We start from the raw sequence: 17,888 nt of genomic DNA, 5'->3' as shown, positions 1-17,888 counted from the left end.
GTCACCGAGTCGGAGAAGAAAGCGAGAAGAACCAGACCGATAGCCACCCCGACAGCTGTCCGGGCGTTTTCGCTCCGATGTGCCGGCGTAGCCCTGCTTCCCATGTGGGTTACGTATGGCTATCACGTGGAGTATAATTTATGGACTCCGTCTATCGCCGTAGCTGCCGGTAGTACCGTCGGGGTGATTATCCCGTCCGACGAGACATCCTGTTGGAGTTACCCTGCCAGTTGGAGTCCGACACCGATAACCGCCAACAGAGCCGCTACAACGACGAGGGCGACCCTAGCTCGTCCCACGGAGAACTCCTCGGGGTTCGCCGTAGCGAGATCGTACACCGCTGCGACCAACAGTCCAACGCCACCTATGCTTGCCAGCCCGAGGGGAGACTTAACCCGGCGGTCAGCATAGTTGAGACCGAACCCATCCCCAGCGCCCCTCCGGTGACCCCAAGAGAGAGGTGGTACAGGTAGAACTGTCTCATAGACCCCTTTCTCTGAAAGCCGTCTCTACTGCCTCGTACGCAGCTTCACCCTGGGTCGTATACAGCGAGGGTAGGTTTACTCTGCGTTTGTACGTGGACCCTCCCTTGGAGTACCTGATAATGACCCTGGGACGTGTCAGTGCTTTCCTTCCACGGGTGATAGATACGCCCTCTATAGAGTCAAGCGGGATACGGTCAGGTGACCGGAATCCGCGAGCGTAGTCCAGCACTAACAGGACGGCTAACAACCCGACGGTGGCGGTTACGAAAGGGAACCCTCCTCTCTGGTACACCGTCGACAGCGACCAGACCGCCACAGGGTAAGCGAGGAGGTAGCTGACAAACATCAACTTTCGCCACCATGTACCGCCCTTCCAGTACCCCGAATATAGCCGCTTGACGAGTCCGGGCAAGGACTCCTCGAAACGAACGGCTCTGTCGGTGAGATAAGCCGTACCGCGTCTGGTCGGGAAGGACTCGCCGGAGTCCATAATCTCAGTTGCCTCTCATATAAAAAATACATAACGATGGAGAAGATATTCGTTTTTCATAATGGGGTGAAGGTATATGGCATATACTTCCGGAAACGAGAAATTTAGGAACCGGTGGAGTCGGTTAGTTCTTGACAGCCGCATAGATAGACGCCACGAGGAACAGGACACCGAACCCGGTTAGCACAAGTGGCTCGGCGCTACGCTCATGCTTCAGATATGCGTTCTCGGGTTCCCCCTGTGGCACGTACGCAGTCACCGTTTCCTCTTCTTGATAGCCTTCGAGTGCTGACTCGGCTGCGTCTTCGGTTTTTAACTTCTTGCTTAAAGGACCAGGATAGACGTTCGAAGATGTGTACTCCTCGCCGTTGTACGTGTACGTGAAGGTAGCCTGTGGTATGTAGTCTACCCCACGCCTTCTTGAGTCCTCCTCAACCGACGTCGATGTCACGGTGGCGTCGACCTCTACCGCGGAGTTCAGTGCCGATGCCTGTGAGGTATAGCTATACGCCCCGTAACCTGTAACACCTATTCCGAGTAGCACGAACAATACTATCCGTAAGGTGCCCGAAGGTCCGGATATACTGAAACCCATCTCTCGTGTTACTGTAGGTTACTGAGTATTCATTATTCCGACGTAATACAAAAACGCGCTTTTGCCTTCGGAACTCCCCTCATAAATTCGGTTGTGGGAATCTCGTTGTACTCCTCCATCGCGATTCTGAGTTACGGCTCTCAGAATTCTGAGACCCCGTTAGGCACTTTTTCTATACTAATAGTACGTTCAGTTACGCCACCGACGATGTATAACTGAAATGAACGTTTCTTCCTACGTTACATACAAACCCCGTCGGGGCATACAGGACACCGAATGAGCAGAAACCCCTCAGAGGCGCTAACTCTGCGGTCACAGATGCAAAATACGGTAGAGGGTATACCTCTCGCTATCGCCTTACTTCTCCTGTTTGTCGTCTCTTCCGGATGTATACATGCCGACGCTACGGCAAGCTTCGAACGGTTGGACGGACCGACAGAGGTAGCAGAGTCGACAACCGTAGATCCGGATTCGTTACACCCGTCCGTCAGGACCGCACTAAGTAACGGAACTTCAGAAAGAACCACCGAGGATTCCTTCCTTACCGGCGAGTTTTCTGACAAGGATACAGTCCAGTACAGAGGCGCATACTACAGACTATCACAGAGAGAGGTGGGAAAGGTCACGGCGGAGGGGATAAGAGTAAACGTGACGAGGACACAGAGACCTGCTCAGTATAGGCTGAGAGAACTACCAAATGTAGACAGGGAACCGATAGAGAGAAAGATAGACAGTATCCGAGACTCTAACCCCCGTATCATTACTGAGCAGTTGTATGAACTCAAAGAAAGGAACAGATCGGTACTGCTTGAGGAAAGAGAGATAGTGGTAAGCCATCGTGGTAGAAACTATACTGTCGCAGCTAGGGATCATGAAACATTGGAGAGGAACTTGTACGTATATGAATCCTCGGTGGTGGCAAACAGCTCTGTGGAGTACAGTAATAGACTACTCAGGAACCACTCGTTTACTCTAGAGGCTCCACCTGAGAGTTCCGAAAGCGTCCTGAATGAGGCGATAGATGACACCTATTACGGCGAAGAGACGGAGGGATTCAGCTCGTTGAAAGATAGATTCATGCAGGAAAACCCGTATATCTTAGATGATACCAGAGGTGTCTGGTTCGTAAGGTACAACGACAGCCTGTACAAGGCTGAGCTTAGGTGGTAGTTCAGTCGATGGGTACCGATTATGCTCTGTCTTGTCCGGGATGTTGCTGAACTACGGTTACTCGCTTCCGCGTTCTTTTATAGTAGTTTAAGTAAACACTTTGACTATACTATCCCCGCTATTTCCTCCTTTAGGTCCCTCTCTCGCTGGAGCACGAAGTCGTCAAAGTTGTTGTTCTTTAGATGACGGTAGGCTGTCTCAGATATAAGATGATTCTCTAGCAATTCTTTTACTTCCTGTTCCCCACCATTTCTCTCCTCCATTCGCTCAAGATACTCGGAAGGTTTTCTATTCTTTATTTTGTTATTTGTCTTATCCAATATTAACGTCCGATTGACTATAGAGTCCCGAAGGCTATCAAATGTCTTGGATGTTTCCTCATCAAGCCCGTCCACCTTCTTCGGGAATATATGATGGTCGTTTATCTTGCTGTCAACGAAGTCCCCGGTGCCGAGTATACTGGCTCGGTAGAAGTCCTCCGCGCCGTTTAGTGCTATCAAACATATGATTGCATTGTACCTTCCGGAACCTTTGTCCACGTCTTTGAGGTCTAGTTCCCTCACGAATTCCTCATCAACCTTCGATATCTGTTCTATGGTCTCCCCCGTCTCTAACCAGCTTTTCCAGTCCCTGAAGTCCTTGCCCATCATGGTATCGGAAGACCCGCTGTAATCCTGGGAGAAGACAGCCGACCAGTACCAGCGTTTGAGTTGTTGCTTGAACTCGGTCTCATCTACTTGTCCGTCGTATTCCCAGAGGATAGCGGCTAAAACGGGAAGTATCGTTGCGTGTGGTATGAAGTCGCTTTTTATTGCTCCGAACTCGCGGTCCCCCATGTTCATTATCATGGAACGTGCCTGCTCCGCGTAGCCCACGGCTTCTTCCCAGAGTTCCTCAAACTCCTCTCCGGATTCAACTAAAACCTCTTCATACCTGGTTCCATCGGGCTCTTCTCGAACGGTCTCTTCGCCAGGAATTAGATTGTACAGGTACTTCGAAGAGCAGTAGTTCTGCTTTCGGAGGGAGATTATCTTCAGGAGATTTTCGTCCATATTGGAGTCAAGGCTCTTGAGCTGGTCGTTGTCCAACCCCTCCCAGAGGTCCTTTCTCAGCTCTATCCCGGACGGGTAGAGGAAGGCATTCATGAGGTCAAACGTAGAGAGCTTCATTCCTGTGTCGTTCACCTTAGCGAAGATGTTGCAGATATCGTCGATTCCACGGTCGCTGTCAAGCGGATATACGACGAAGTTGTAGTCGAGTATGGTTTCAAGAATATCCCGGATGTCCCATGGTGCTACGTCACCTGGGAGACTAGCAGAGTTCTCTTCTATGAACTCACTAGCCCATTCTCGAAACTCAGTAGAGCCGATGTATTCGCCGTTAGCATCGTCCGGGTCATCAGCCGAAAGGATACACAGGGGCACTTCCCCCGTTTCTATCCACTCGTCCCTTTCCTGTCTTAGTTCAGACCATCCTTTGTAGTTTCTAGTCTTCCAGCGGTACGAGATTGCTTCGTCAAACTCGCCGTTCAGTGCGTCGATTAAGTCAAGGTAGAATATGTAATACGATTCTCTACTCGGGAACTTCTTACTGGGATTATGAATAGCGTAGTAGAGAGAGGACAGACGTTGTTGCCCATCCAGAACCGCCTTCTCCGGGTCAGAGTTGAGTTCTGCACCCCATACCGGGTCCCACTCTTCCTGTTCAGAGCGGGCTTCATCGAGCTCCCAGAAGAGTAGCAGACCCGTATAGTAGTTTTGGAGGATAGATTCAAACAGCTCGGAAACCATCTGAGGCTCCCACTCGAATCCCCGCTGAAAATAGGGTATCACGTAGGAGCCGTCGTCGATATCGTCCAACAGAGTACTGACCTTCTTTGTCCCAGGATTTTCTACCTCAACCATGGACTGAGTTTATTGTCCCCGTTGTTATTCCTTTCCCTAATTTAACCAAGGGAATCGGTGTACCCGAACGAAAAGCTAAACAACGTACCCACACAGTTTGAGCATACTGTGACTGAACCAGAACAGGAGACATTATCCGGAGTGGGTTCGCCAGACACGCTGGGGCTAGACACCCTCCGTAACCACCTCTGGGAAGCCGCGGACATACTGCGCGGTAGCATCGACTCCGCGGACTACAAGAACTACATCTTCGGTCTTCTGTTCCTCAAGCGCGTCAACGACCGGTTCGACGAGGAGAGCGAGGAGATAGCCGACGAGAACCCCGTCTCGGTCGAGGAGGCGCGCAACGACCGTGACCTACACGAGGAGTTCTGGGTGCCCGAGCGGGCGCGCTGGGACCACATCACGGCGCAGGACGCCGATATCGGTGCGGCGCTCAACAAGGCGCTCGAAGCCATCGAGGACGAGAACGACGAGATAGCAGAACGCGTCCTGAGCAGCATCGACTACAACGACAAGGAACGCCTCGGCGACAAGGTCCTCGACAAGCTCGTGACGCATTTCGACAAGCACCGGTACAGGAACGCCGACCTCGACGACCCCGACATCTTCGGGCGCGCCTACGAGTACCTGATACGTCAGTTCGCAGACGACGCGGGCAAGAAGGGCGGCGAGTTCTACACGCCCCGCGAGGTCGTCCAGCTCATCGTCGACTGCGTAGACCCTGACGAGGGAGACCGCGTCTACGACCCGTGTTGTGGTTCGGGCGGTATGCTCATCTACTCGGCGCGGCACGTCGCCGAAAACGGCGGGACGATGGAAGACCTCTCGCTGTACGGGCAGGAGCGCAACCTCAACACGTGGGCTATCGGTCAGATGAACATGCTCCTACACGAGGTGAAGGACGCGGGGATAGCGAAGGGCGACACCATCACCGACCCGCAGTTCGTGACGAAGCACGACGAGCTCGAACAGTTCGACAAGGTCATCGCGAACCCGATGTGGAACCAGAAGGAGTGGAGCAAGGACTGGGTCGAGGACAACGAGCCGTACAACCGGTTCACGTACGGTCTCCCGCCGTCGAACCGCGGAGACTGGGCTTGGATACAGCTAATGATAGCGTCGCTGAACGAGACGGGCAGGGCGGGCGTCGTGATGGACAACGGCGTTCTGTTCCGGTCGCGTTCGGAGAAGAAGATACGGAAGCCTGTCTTGGAGGACGACCTCGTTGAGGCGGTTATCGCTCTCCCCGAGAACCTGTTCTACAACACGTCTTCGCCGGGCTGTATCCTCGTCATCAACAAGGACAAGCCCGAGGAGCGCGAGGGGGCGGTACAGTTTATCTACGCCGAGGACGAGGAGTTGCGAGAGTCGGGCGTTCAGGTGTACGAGGAACTTTCGAACCAGAACCGGCTCACCGACGAGGGCGTGGCGCATATCGCCGAGACGTACCGCGAGCGACGTGAGGAGCCGCATCATTCGCGTGTCGTGGAGTTGGACGAGATAGAGGAGAACGACTGGAACCTCAACGTTCCGCGGTATGTCGATACGACCGAGCCGGAGGAGCCTATCGACGTGAGCGAGAAGCTGGACGAACTGGAGGAGCTTGAGGCGGAGAGGCGTGAGACGGACGAGGAGCTTATGGGGTACATGGAGGAGATGGAGTACAGATGAGCGAGGTGGCAGAGCGAGCGGAAGAGAACGAGGTGCGCGACGGGTACAAGCGGGTGCAGTTGGGACCGAAGGAGTTCGAGATACCGGAGCACTGGCGACATACGCAGTTCAACGAGGTTATCGAGCTAAATCCGGGATACGATAAGCCAGACTCCGGCACCTTTGACTTCGTGCCGATGGACGCGGTAAGCGAGGACGAGAGGCGTATCACATATTTCACGGAACGAGAGAAGGAGGACTGCACAACGACGTGGTTCAAGAACGGTGACACGATATACCCGAAGATAACGCCCTGTACCGAGAACGGCAAGATAGCTTTCGTTGAGGACGTTGAAACGGAACTTGCGTCGGGTTCGACCGAGTTCCTTGTCTTCCATCCCCGCGAAGGCGAGACAGAGCCAAAGTTTGTCTACTATCTCGCTAACATGCAGCAGTTCCGGGCGGTCACTATCTCGTTAATGGAAGGTTCCACGGGACGGCAGCGGGTACCGAACGATATATTCGAGAACAATCTTCAGATTCCCGTTCCCCCGCTCCCTGAACAGCGACGCATCGCCGCCATGCTCTCCACCGTGGACGAGGAGATACGGCAGACCGAGGAGATTATCGAGGCGACTGAGGAACTGAAGCGCGGGCTGATGCAGGACTTGCTGACCGAGGGTATAGATAACGACGGGTTCAAGCGGATACATCTCGGTCCGCGTGAGATGGAAGTCCCGGCGGACTGGGAGAAATCGAAGCTTGACGGGGTCGCGGAGACTATCACCCGCGGCAAACAGCCTACGTACGTAGAGGAGGGCGGTGTACCGGTCCTGAACCAGTCGTGCATCTACTGGGACGGCTTCCACCCGGAGGAGCTCAAGCGTCTCGACTCAGAGGTAGCCGACGAATGGAAGGACAAGTACTTCGTCAAGAGTGGCGACGTACTGGTCAACTCAACGGGCAAGGGTACGCTTGGACGGGCGCTTGAATGGACACTTGAGTCGAACGAATACGCGCTCGACTCCCATATCACGCGAGTGCATACGGATGAGTCGCTTCTTGACCCGACTTTCTTTAGGTACTATCTGGAGTCGACTCACGGTCAAAAGATGCTGTACGCGTTCTGTGTCGCGGGTTCGACAGGTCAGATAGAGCTTTCAAAGACCGACCTTCAGTCGATGCCTGTACTGCTTCCTCCCGTGGAGGAGCAGCGCGAGATAGCCGAGAAGTTCGACGAGGTAGGTACGAAGATCCGCGAGGAGAAGCAGAAGAAAGAGAAGCTTCAGGAGCTCAAGCGCGCCCTGATGCAGGACCTGCTCACCGGCGAGGTGCGCACGCCGTCCGACCTGCTGGACTAGATAGGTGGATCTCCGTTGTTGCCGCACGACAGCGTCGGACAAGTCGCCGTTGGGTGCGGCAAGAAACTGACGCGGAACTGCTTATTTTATGTCAGTATCACGGTTGATATGGGGATAAAAGCTTTTTGTAATTAACTTTATTATGCTCTAGTTATTCTATGTAGTATGCTCGGAGCCGTAGTAATCGGTGTTCTGGGAATAGCGGCGCTCTACGCCGCGGCGGATGTCGCTGATAACGTCGCAGGACAGCCTCGAAAGAACGGCATATACGATAAAAACCGCACCACAAAGATAGAGGACGGTCTCCGAATAGCTGGTGTCGCCGCGGTTACGGTTCTGGTTATTGATCTGCTGTTTAATGGCGGTGAACTCGCTCGATATCTTCTCTCTGCACTGTAGCTGAATAACTGTTCCACACCAAGAACTCGCACATCATCTTCGCTAGCGAACAGACCCATCCTCAGTGCTACAAGCTACTTGCCTATACTCTCTTATGTGATGCCTCCGTTATCCTATCCAACTGGATGCCCAACGAGTACGACACGACCGAACGCCCCGCGCTTGACGCCTTCGAGACCCTCGGCTGGGAGGTCGTGGACCGCACCCAAGAGCCGTGGGACGACCCGCGCGAGAAGCGTTCGACAGCCGTGCTCGAACCGCGGCTACGCGACGCCGTCCGCCGACTCAACCCGTGGATAGACGACAACAACCTCAACAAGGTCGTCCGCGAGATACAGCAGGTTGCGGGGCGGAACACGACGCACGAGAACAAGCAGATACACGAGAAGCTCGTGCGCCACACGTCCGTCGAGCAGGACCGCGGGCACGGCAACAAGCACCAGACGGTGCAGTACATCGACTACGAGAACCCCGAGAACAACGACCTCCTCGTCGTCAACCAGTTCGCCGTCGAGGGCGAGCGCGAGACGGTCAAGCCCGACATAGTCGCCTTCGTCAACGGGATACCGCTCGGCGTTATCGAGTGCAAAGATCCGACGATAGGACCCCCGGGCGGCGACAAGCCCAAGTCGGAGGCTCTCAAGCAGCTCGCGCGGTACCAGAACGAGCGTGGCGGTGAGTCGGAGGGCGCGGAGGAGCTGTTCCGGTACAACCAGTTCTCCGTGGCGACCTGGTACGAGGGCGCGCTCATGGGTACGTACGGGACGCCGCGCGACCAGTACAAGCCGTGGCGCGACGCCTACCCCGTCGACGACGACTACCTCGAAGACTACTTCGGTCTCGACGGCTTCGTCCCCGACCAGCACCGGATGCTGTACGCGCTTTTCGAGCCCGAGCGCCTCCTCGACCAGCTCCGCAACTTCACCGTCTTCGAGGAGGACGCGGGCGGTATCACGCGGATGGTGGCGCGGTACCAGCAGTACAGGGCGACGTACCGGGCGCTCGAAGCCATACGCGAGCGCGACCGCCGCGAGTCGCAGGGCGGCGTCATCTGGCACACACAGGGCTCCGGCAAGTCGCTCACGATGCTGTTCCTCGGTCTCAAGCTCCGGCGCAGGAGGGACGACCCGACGCTCCTGCTCGTCACCGACAGGCAGGCGCTCGACTCACAGATACACACGACGTTCGAGCAGTGCGGCTTCCCCAACCCGATACAGGCGAACGACATAGACGAGCTACGCGACGAGCTCGGCAGCGGCGCGGGGCAGACGATAGCGACGCTGATACACAAGTTCCAGCTCAAGGACGACGAGGAAGACGAGAGTGTTGACCACCCTGTGCTAACCCGCGACGAGGACGTGTACGTCATGGTCGACGAGGCGCACCGGACGCAGTACAAGCAACTCGCCAACAACATGCGGACCGCGCTGCCGAACGCCTTCTACGTCGGTTTCACGGGCACGCCGATAGAGAAGGACGAGCGCGACACGCGCAGGGCGTTCGGCAACTACATCGACACCTACACCATCGACCAGTCGCTTGAGGACGACACGACCGTCGAGATTCTGTACCAGGGGAGGCTCGCGGACATACACCTCGACGGCGCGGACCTCGACAGGGTCTTCGACGAGGTCTTCGAGGGCTACACCGAGGAGGAGAAGGCGGAGATAAAGAAGAGGTACGCGCGCAAAAAGGACCTCGCTGAGGCGGAGAACCGCATCGACCGTGTCGCCGAGGATATTGTGAAACACTACGACGAGAACATAGGCGAGCCGTTCAAGGGCATGGTGGTGACGGTGAGCAAGCGCGCCGCCATCGAGTACAAGAAGCGCCTCGACGCGCACGGAGGTCCCGAGTCCCGCGTTGTCATATCGAAGGGGCACAACGACCCCGAGGAGATCAAGGAGTACGCACCGAGCGACGCCGAGAAGAAGGAAATAAAGGACGACTTCAAGGACGAGGACGGCGACGTGGAACTCCTCGTCGTCTGCGACATGCTCCTCACTGGGTTCGACGCACCGGTGGCGCAGGTGATGTACCTCGACAAGCCCCGCAGGGAGCACAACCTTCTCCAAGCCATAGCCCGCGTCAACCGTCCGTACGAGGACAAGAATCACGGTCTCGTCGTCGACTACTACGGCGTCTCCGACAACCTCAAGGAGGCGCTCGCCATGTTCAGCCAGGACGATGTGGAGCGCGCTATGGTACCCCTCTCGGACAAGAAGCCCGAGCTTGAGGCGGCGCACAACAAGGCGTTCTCGTTCTTCGACGGTCTCGACGACGTTGAGTCGTGTCTCCAGACCCTCGAACCCGAGGACACCCGGGTCGAGTTCAACAACGCGTTCCGCCGGTTCTCAAGTCTCATGGACATCGTGATGCCGGACCCGATGGCGAACCCGTACAAGGAGGACCTCGAAAGGCTGACGGAGATACACGCACGCGCCAAGCAGAGGTACCGCGACGACGACCTGAACGTCGAGGGCTGCGGTTCGAAGGTGCGCGAGCTCATAAACGACCACATCGAGTCTTCGGGTATCGAGGTGCTGAACGACGAGCCAGTCTCCGTCATGGAGGCGGACGAGTTCGACGCGCACGTCGAGTCGCTTGAGGACGACGAGGCGCGGGCGAGCGAGATGCGGCACGCGATAGAGCACGAAATAAACGTCCGGTACGATGAGGACCCCGTGCACTACGGCTCGTTGCGTGAGCGCCTAGAGGACCTCATAGAGGAGTACCGCGAGAAACGTATGTCCGACCAGGAGGTCATAGAGGAGCTGCGCGACCTGCTCAACGAGATGCGTTCGCGCGACCGCGAGGCGGAGAAGAAGGGTCTCGACAGCTCAACGGAGCTCTCGTTCTACCACGCCGTCGAGGAAGTTCTCGGCGAGGGGGGCGAGGTCGGCCAGGACCGACTCATCGAGCTGACGCGCGACGTTGTTGGCGTCGTCGAGGAGCACGCTTCGGTGGTCGAGTGGAAGCGGAAGGTAAACATCCAGAAGTCAATGCGCAAGGACGTGAAGCTGCGTCTGTACGGTGCGGACGCCGACCTGTCGGACGAGGAGCGCGACGAGCTGACCAACCGCATCATAGAGCTAGCGAGGGCGCACTACGGAGAATGACGCACGCGTACCAGTACCACATCGGTCAGACCGTCGTCCCGTACGAGATTACCTGGTGTGAGGGGCGCGAGACAGTCGGTCTCCGTATCGACGAGTCGATGGAGATGGAGGTACGCGCTCCCATGGAGGCGACCGTTTCGGACGTTGAGTCGGTGCTTGACGAGCGGAAGGACTGGATACTGGAGAAGCTCTACGGTCTTGGCGAGCAGGCGGACACGCCGCGCGGAAAGGAGTTCCTGAGCGGCGAGAAGCTGCGGTACCGCGGGCGGCAGTACCGCCTCAGGGTCGTCGAGACCGGTTCTCAGAGTCCGGAGCTATCGTTCGACGGCGACACGTTCACGCTTGAGGTGCACAGGTTCGACGCGCCCGACGACGAGGTCAGCGTACGCCGGAAGCGCGAGGCTGTCGTCGACTGGTACAGGGGGCGCTCGGAGGAGGAACTGCCCGAGCGCGCCGAGAGGTTCGCCCCCAAGCTCGGCGCCGAGGGCGTGTCGGTCGGGGTCGGCGAGCCCGAGGGTAGGTGGGGCGAGTACAAGGACGGCGGCGTGCTCCTGAACTGGCGTCTGGTGCTCGCTCCCGTACGCATACAGGACTACGTCGCCGTGCACGAGCTCGCCCACGCCAGCCACGACGAGCACAGCGCCTCGTTCTGGAACGCCGTCGGCTCGCTCCTGCCGGACTACGAGGACCGGCGCGAGTGGCTCCGAATTAACGGTAATTCACTAACAGTATAGCGACCGAATAGACCCCTGTTTCGAGTGTTTCGACTGGAACGCGTCTCTTAGAGGGCGTGGGTATTTTTTCGCGCGTCCCCTTAGGGACACCTCCTAAGGGGATATTCGCACCTCATGCGAATATTCCCCAATAGGATCCTCGACGTTCGACACCGCAGTGGAAACGAACCTTCGGAAAATGACGAATATACGTCAGCTACGGACGAAATACCACGAAAAACGTCGGTCTGAGTTTAGCTGTCGCTAACCGATTAGGAATTATCTGCGGCGAGACTTAGCCGGTACAGTGCCGCGGCGGTTCGCAACTCCGCCTATATCCGCGAAATCCTTCCTGTCGAGACGGGGATGGTCGTACTTGACTGTTCCTAGCTTGAGCCTACGCACGCTCTTACCGACCTTCTCCCAAGCGCGTAGAAGCTCGCGTACGGCTTCCTTGATATCCGTTCCTGTGAGGTTGCGTATCTCAACCATTGGAACTTCGTTCTCGGGGTCTTCTATCTCGCCGCCGTACTCCTGCATCCAACGTACGAGCGCGCTTCCGCGTCTGTCGAGTTCCTTCTCGCTCATGTCAAGAGCGCGCGCCGCCTTGTCGACAGTCTGCTTCAGAACCTCTTCGGCGTCCTGTACGGCGTCGTGTAGACGCTGGGCGAGGTGACGGCTCGCCACTCGAACACCGTCCTCGCCGCGTTCAACAAGCTCTTCGAGACGTTTCAGAGCGCGGTAGACCGTCGAGAGGTGGTACTCCGTGTCCTCGGCTATCTCGCGCGGCTTAGCGCCGCCATCGGCGACGATTTCATCGATAACCTCAACGTCGGACTCGTTCATGTCTCGTAGTTTCTGTACGACGAGAGCATCTTGTTCGTCGCGTATCTCCGGAGTCGGGTCGTCTATTAGCTGTAGGTCACGCTCCGACTCGTCGACGTCGTGGTAGCCGTCGCTGATGTATGTGTATCCGTCATCGCGGAGAGGCAAACCTGTCCAGCCAAGGAGGTTGAGAATCTGTTCTTCGAGTTCGCGTTTGAGACGGTCACGTTCGTGCCACGGCACAGCGCCGCTCTTGTTCTTCGACTTCTGGAACGACGTTTCGAGCTTAGGGTGTCTTAGGGGGTCGTCCTCGTCGAAGGAGTCCGGGTGCTTCGTATGATAATGTTTGATTTCCTTCGCATATCGATGCTGAAGGAGTTTATGCGCGCCGCTGGAGGAGAACGTGACTGTATGGTAGTACCCGCTCTTCTTCCTGTCGTCCTGGACAAGTTTCCGGTAGTCGGTCTCGGCGATGAGTTCACCGATACGTTTCAGAACGCCGTTCCGTGAGTGTATCTTACGGCTCTTCTCCTCGCGGACGCGGACATACCGTGCGGCGTCGTAGATGGTCGAGTAGTCGTGTACCTCCTCGAAATACTGCGCGTTAATGTCGAGCCGACGCGCGGCTTTCCGAAGGAGCGTCGGATACGCGTCGGGTTCGATGTTCGCACCCTGGGTCTTGACGTTGACGCCGAGTACGTCGGGTGTCGGTATCGGCTTGCCTTCCTTCGTCTCCATACTTGCCCAACGCGGCTGTATCAGGAAGCTCGCTTTGCGTTCGGGTGCGTCGACTTCGTGAACGCGTATCCTGTACTCGTGGACCTCGTTAATGTCGTCCTTGTCGCGCGGTGCTATACCGCTACTCTGGTAGCTGAAGGTTATGGTGTACGTTCTCTCATTGTGCTCGAAAGTGGCTAGGTCAGAGCCGCCGCCGTCGTGTTCCTGTATGCTGTTACGCGCCGCGAAGTACGGCTTCAGGTCGTACTCGGTGAAGAGCAGATGCGCCCCGAACTCGTGCGGGTGCGTTTCGAGAAGGGACGGCGCGGTCACGCGCGCACACCTCCTATGATGGGCGTTGTCGCTCGGCGACCCGACGGCTTACTTATAATACTACGCGGGAATGTGTCGAAATTTAAAGCGTTCCGACGGGGATTTGAACCCCGGTCCCGGGCTCCGCAAGCCCGGAGGATAGTCCACTACCCTATCGGAACTCGTCCTACCGTTGTGCGGAGGTTCCCAAAAGGGTACCGAATTTACGTACGGGCACCGTAGACGTTCTCATGCTAATCGATGGTTCGATGGGAGAAGGAGGCGGTCAGGTTCTGCGTACGTCGCTTGCGCTTGCGGCGGTTCGCTGTGAACGCGTCGTTGTAGAGAACGTCCGCGCGGGTCGTGAAACTCAGGGTCTGAAGGCGCAACACCTCGCCTGCGTGCGTGCGCTCGCGGCGGTTACGGACGCGACGGTTGAGGGCGACGAGATAGGCTCGGAACGTGTCGTCTTCGAACCCGGTGCGCCGAAAGGCGGTGAGTACGAGGTCGATGTCGACACCGCGGGTGCGGTGACGCTCGTGGCGCACGCCGTCCTACCCGCGGCGCTGAGCGCCGACGGCGACGTTGTCTTCACGATACACGGCGGTACGCACGTACGTTGGAGTCCGACGTACGAGCATTTCGCGGAAGTCTTTCTGCCTATCGTGCGTAACGCGGGTGCCGACGCGGAGGTGGAACTCGTGCGGCGCGGTCATTATCCTCAGGGCGGCGGCGAGGTCGTTCTACGTGTCTCACCGTCGTCGTTGTCGCCTATCGAACCGCGTCGCGGCGCTCTCGAACGCGTTAAGGGCGTGTCGCACGCCTGCGGGCTTCCGGAAGGTATAGTCGAAAGGCAGACGGAGGCGGTGCAGGAGCGTCTGCGCGAACTCGGCGTGTCGGTCGGAATCGATGAGAACCATGTCGACGAAGCGCCGTCACGCGGTACGGCGGTCACGCTCGTCGGTCACGCGGGTACGCGTCTTGGCGGAAGCGCGTTAGGCGAGCGCGGGAAGCCTGCGGAGGAAGTAGGCGCTGAGGCGGCGGAGGAACTCATTGAGTGCGTCGAGTCGGACGGCGACGTAGACGCCTACACCGCCGACCAGCTCGTGCCGTACGTCGCTCTCGCGGGCGGTTCGTACGAGGCTCCGCATGTGACGTCGCATCTGCGTACGAACGTTGAGGTAGCGTCGCGTTTCGGCGACGTTTCGGTTGAGGGTACACGCGCCGTCGGGACGCAAGATAGTTAGGCGGCGCGCCCGGTTCTCCGGTATGAAGGAGCTGTTTCTGCGCGCTGTCCGTGGCGAACGGACGGAGCGTCCGCCCGTCTGGCTGATGCGTCAGGCGGGACGTTACCTGCCTGAGTACCGCGAGATGCGTGACGAGTACACGTTCCGCGAGGCTATATCGACGCCCGACGTTGCCGAACGCGTCTCGCTCCAGCCGTACGAACGTTTCGCTCCCGACGGTGTCGTGATGTACTCCGACATTCTGGTGACGGTCGAACCTCTCGGATTCGACTACCGTATAGAGAGCGGCGTAGGACCCGTCGTTGACGATCCCGTTGAGAAGCCGGAGGACGCGAACCGCGAACACGGCGACGTGCGCGACGGGATCGGATACGTCGGCGAGCTTCTGGAACGTCTCTCTGCACACCTCGGCAACGACGCCGCGACTATAGGCTTCGCAGGCGGTCCTTTCACCGTCGCGTCGTACGTCTTCGACGGTGGACGTGACGAGGCGCGGCGTTTCCGCGCACGCCACCCCGACGCTTTCGGTGAACTTCTCGACGCCTTCGCCGACGTTACGGAGGAGTACATGCGTTTTCAGGAGGAGAGCGGCGCTGACGTAATACAGCTTTTCGACACGTGGGCGGGCGAACTCGCGCCAGACGACTACCGCGAGTACGTCCTTCCGTACCATCGGCGTCTGTTCGACGCCGTCGACGTACCGACCGTACTTTTCGTACGTAACCCCAACCTCGACCTTATGAGCGAGAGCGGCGCGGACGTTCTGTCGCTCGACTGGACGGTCGATATGAGCGAGGCGCGCGACGAACTCGGCGACACGCCCGTACAGGGAAACCTCGACCCTGCGCGTCTGTTCGGTACGCGCGAATCGGTGCGGCGCGAGACGGAGCGCGTTATCGATGAGGCTGGTGACGCCGGACATATACTAAACCTCGGGCACGGTGTGATGCGTAACACGCCTGTAGAGAACGTCGAGGAGTTCGTAGAGACGGCGAAAACCGTCGAACGGTGAGAAAGCGGACGGTCGGCGGTCGTCGCTAAACTTCCTCAACCGTCACACGCCTGTTCGCGTCGACGGCGTCTTCGAGCGCCTCGGCTATATCGCTACCGCGCGACACCTTTATGTCGCCCTGTCTTCCGACGGTGGCGGTGAAGAGGTACTCGCCGTCGGCGTAGACCTCGACGGTTTCGCCCTCCATACCGTCTAACTCCATGATTACGTGGCGCGAGGTGACCTGTACGTCGGCGGGTTCGCCGTGTGTCTCGACGCCCGCGCCTGCGCCCGACGACTCGTCAACCATCTCTTCGGGGCGCTCTTCGTGCGACTTGACCTCTATATCTATACCGAGGCTGTTCTCTATCTCGTTTATCGTCGCGCCGTTCTTTCCTATGACGAACGGTATGTCGTCCTCGTCGACGTAGATAACGGCTTGGTCGTCGCCGACGAGTTCGACATCGACGTATCCGCGTGCGACCTCTCCGATCTCGCGCTGTATCTCCTTCTTGACGAGGTTCCACGCGCCGCCCGTCTTGCCGCGCTCCTCCTCACCGATGGGCATTACGACGACCTGACGGTTGTACGAGTAGATCTCGTACTCGACGTCACCCGTCTCAAAGTTCGAAACCTCGATGACGGGGCGGGCGAGATCCTCCTCGACGAGACCTTCGGGTACCTTGACGACGCTTTCGAGGTCGTAGACGCGCTCGACCGCGCCGTCGGCGATGTTTACGACGGTGTCGACAACCTGCGGTATCATACCGAGTTCGACACGTCCGATAAGGCGCTGTACGGAGTCGATGGCGCGCGTCGCGTGGACGACGCCGACCATTCCTACACCCGCGAGACGCATGTCGGCGAAGACCTCGAAGTCGTCCGTCTTACGAACCTCGTCGTAGACGGTGTAGTCAGGGCGCACCATGAGGAGAACGTCGGCAGTATTCTCCATGCTACCTTCGAGCTTTGAGTACTGCGTTACCTCACCGCTCACCTGTAGGTCGCGGGGTGACTCCATCGTCTTAACAGAGTACTCGTGGTCGTTGAGGAACTCCGCCACAGCCTGCGCGAACGTCGTCTTACCCGCGCCGGGCGAACCCGCGATGAGCATACCGCGCTGATCCTCTATGAGGCGCTGTTTGAGATCCTCGCTAAGACGGTAGTCCTCCATGTCGACCTTCGCCACCGGACGCACCGCCGTAATCTCGTGTCCGTTCGAGAACGGCGGGCGCGCGATTGCGATACGCATACTCCGCAGTTGGACGATCGTCATGCCGTCCTTCTCGACCTCGGTAAAGCCCTCGTCGCTCCTGTTGACGACCTCTATAATCTCCTGCGCCATCCGCCGGACCTCGTAGCCTTCGAGCGCGCGGTCACGTATCTTACGGAAACGCATCGCGCCGATGTCGCCGCGTTTCGCCTTGGGTTCGACATCCTCCTTGAGATGGACGGACATCGTCTTCTCGTCGAAGTAGCCCTCTATCTCTAACTCGCCGTACTCAGGCTCCTCCGGACGGAGGTAGATTACCTCAAGACCCTTCGCCTTCGCTATCTCGCTCTGAACACCGTCGGAGGTTACGAAAGTCGCGTTGTGTTCGACGGCGAGCGCACGTATCATGGCGTCTATCTCGCCGCCCTTCGCCATCTTGACCTCCTCAAGCGTCGGACGTTTGCCCTCGTACTCAAGGACGATATGCCCGTTCTCGGCGAGTTCGCTCAGGTGCTTCAGCTCCTCGATGCCGTTGTGACCCGTCTCGCGCCCCTTGTTCGCCTGCGATTCGAGTTCGGCGACGACCGACTCGTGGACGATGACCTTAGCGCCCTTGAAGTCGCCTTCCTCTATCTTCTGTGTAATACGACCGTCTACTACGACGCTCGTGTCTGGAACTATCTTCATCTAAAAC

Annotated in this window: 13 protein-coding genes and 1 tRNA gene; 8 read left to right on the top strand and 6 right to left on the bottom strand. The window is 57.8% G+C overall.

Going from position 1 to position 17,888, the window contains the following annotated elements; translation table 11 throughout:
• Nucleotides 1-480: 480 nt before the first annotated feature.
• Both EGH25_RS10000 and EGH25_RS09995 read right to left on the bottom strand, forming a co-directional pair.
• Complete coding sequence (locus EGH25_RS10000) at nt 481-975, bottom strand: hypothetical protein (protein ID WP_266088150.1); 495 nt, start codon at nt 973-975, stop codon at nt 481-483.
• A gap of 124 nt (nt 976-1,099) precedes the next feature.
• Nucleotides 1,100-1,570 carry a DUF3592 domain-containing protein gene (locus EGH25_RS09995; RefSeq protein WP_266088148.1) on the bottom strand — a complete coding sequence of 157 codons (471 nt, stop codon included), beginning with the start codon at nt 1,568-1,570 and terminating at the stop codon, nt 1,100-1,102.
• A 276-nt stretch (nt 1,571-1,846) separates the two neighbouring features.
• Here EGH25_RS09995 and EGH25_RS09990 point away from each other — a divergent pair, with 276 nt between their 5' ends.
• Entirely contained in the window at nt 1,847-2,740 is an 894-nt protein-coding gene (locus EGH25_RS09990; protein ID WP_266088146.1) for a hypothetical protein, read from the top strand.
• A 104-nt stretch (nt 2,741-2,844) separates the two neighbouring features.
• Here EGH25_RS09990 and EGH25_RS09985 read toward each other — a convergent pair whose 3' ends face one another.
• Complete coding sequence (locus EGH25_RS09985; RefSeq protein WP_266088145.1) at nt 2,845-4,644, bottom strand: GmrSD restriction endonuclease domain-containing protein; 1,800 nt, start codon at nt 4,642-4,644, stop codon at nt 2,845-2,847.
• 108 nt (nt 4,645-4,752) lie between these two features.
• On the opposite strand from EGH25_RS09985, the gene EGH25_RS09980 reads away from it, so the two are divergent.
• From EGH25_RS09980 to EGH25_RS09960, 5 genes are all read left to right on the top strand, one after another.
• Complete coding sequence (locus EGH25_RS09980) at nt 4,753-6,318, top strand: class I SAM-dependent DNA methyltransferase (protein ID WP_266088143.1); 1,566 nt, start codon at nt 4,753-4,755, stop codon at nt 6,316-6,318.
• Complete coding sequence (locus EGH25_RS09975; RefSeq protein ID WP_266088141.1) at nt 6,315-7,658, top strand: restriction endonuclease subunit S; 1,344 nt, start codon at nt 6,315-6,317, stop codon at nt 7,656-7,658. Before EGH25_RS09980 ends, EGH25_RS09975 begins: the two co-directional genes overlap by 4 nt.
• Before the next feature lie 165 nt (nt 7,659-7,823).
• A complete protein-coding gene (locus EGH25_RS09970; RefSeq protein ID WP_266088139.1) occupies nt 7,824-8,057 on the top strand; it encodes a hypothetical protein in 234 nt (77 codons plus the stop codon).
• Between the two features lie 125 nt (nt 8,058-8,182).
• Nucleotides 8,183-11,176, top strand: a complete 2,994-nt coding sequence (locus EGH25_RS09965) for a type I restriction endonuclease subunit R (protein WP_266088137.1) — start codon at nt 8,183-8,185, stop codon at nt 11,174-11,176.
• Nucleotides 11,173-11,910 (top strand): M48 family metallopeptidase, encoded by a 738-nt coding sequence (locus EGH25_RS09960; RefSeq protein WP_266088135.1) that lies wholly within the window; start codon nt 11,173-11,175, stop codon nt 11,908-11,910. Before EGH25_RS09965 ends, EGH25_RS09960 begins: the two co-directional genes overlap by 4 nt.
• Nucleotides 11,911-12,168: 258 nt before the next feature.
• Here EGH25_RS09960 and EGH25_RS12160 read toward each other — a convergent pair whose 3' ends face one another.
• Together EGH25_RS12160 and EGH25_RS09950 are read right to left on the bottom strand one after the other, a co-directional pair.
• Nucleotides 12,169-13,764, bottom strand: coding sequence for a DUF7845 domain-containing protein (locus EGH25_RS12160; RefSeq protein ID WP_266088133.1), 1,596 nt, complete (start codon nt 13,762-13,764; stop codon nt 12,169-12,171).
• An 88-nt stretch (nt 13,765-13,852) separates the two neighbouring features.
• Nucleotides 13,853-13,925, bottom strand: a tRNA-Arg gene (locus EGH25_RS09950).
• A gap of 87 nt (nt 13,926-14,012) precedes the next feature.
• Between EGH25_RS09950 and rtcA the strand changes: the two genes are divergently transcribed.
• Both rtcA and hemE read left to right on the top strand, forming a co-directional pair.
• Nucleotides 14,013-14,990, top strand: a complete 978-nt coding sequence (gene rtcA, locus EGH25_RS09945) for an RNA 3'-terminal phosphate cyclase (protein ID WP_266088131.1) — start codon at nt 14,013-14,015, stop codon at nt 14,988-14,990.
• A gap of 22 nt (nt 14,991-15,012) precedes the next feature.
• On the top strand, nt 15,013-16,002 hold the full coding sequence (gene hemE / locus EGH25_RS09940; RefSeq protein ID WP_266088129.1) for a uroporphyrinogen decarboxylase: 990 nt from the start codon (nt 15,013-15,015) through the stop codon (nt 16,000-16,002).
• Between the two features lie 25 nt (nt 16,003-16,027).
• On the opposite strand, the gene EGH25_RS09935 is transcribed toward hemE, so the two are convergent.
• On the bottom strand, nt 16,028-17,881 hold the full coding sequence (locus EGH25_RS09935) for a PINc/VapC family ATPase (RefSeq protein WP_266088128.1): 1,854 nt from the start codon (nt 17,879-17,881) through the stop codon (nt 16,028-16,030).
• Nucleotides 17,882-17,888: the final 7 nt, after the last annotated feature.

The sequence above is a fragment of the Halorutilus salinus genome (assembly GCF_026242195.1).
GTDB classification, from domain to species: Archaea; Halobacteriota; Halobacteria; order Halobacteriales; family Halorutilaceae; genus Halorutilus; species Halorutilus salinus.
The sequence above is the reverse complement of the archived record's forward strand: the minus strand, read 5'-3'. Positions and strand labels throughout refer to the sequence as shown.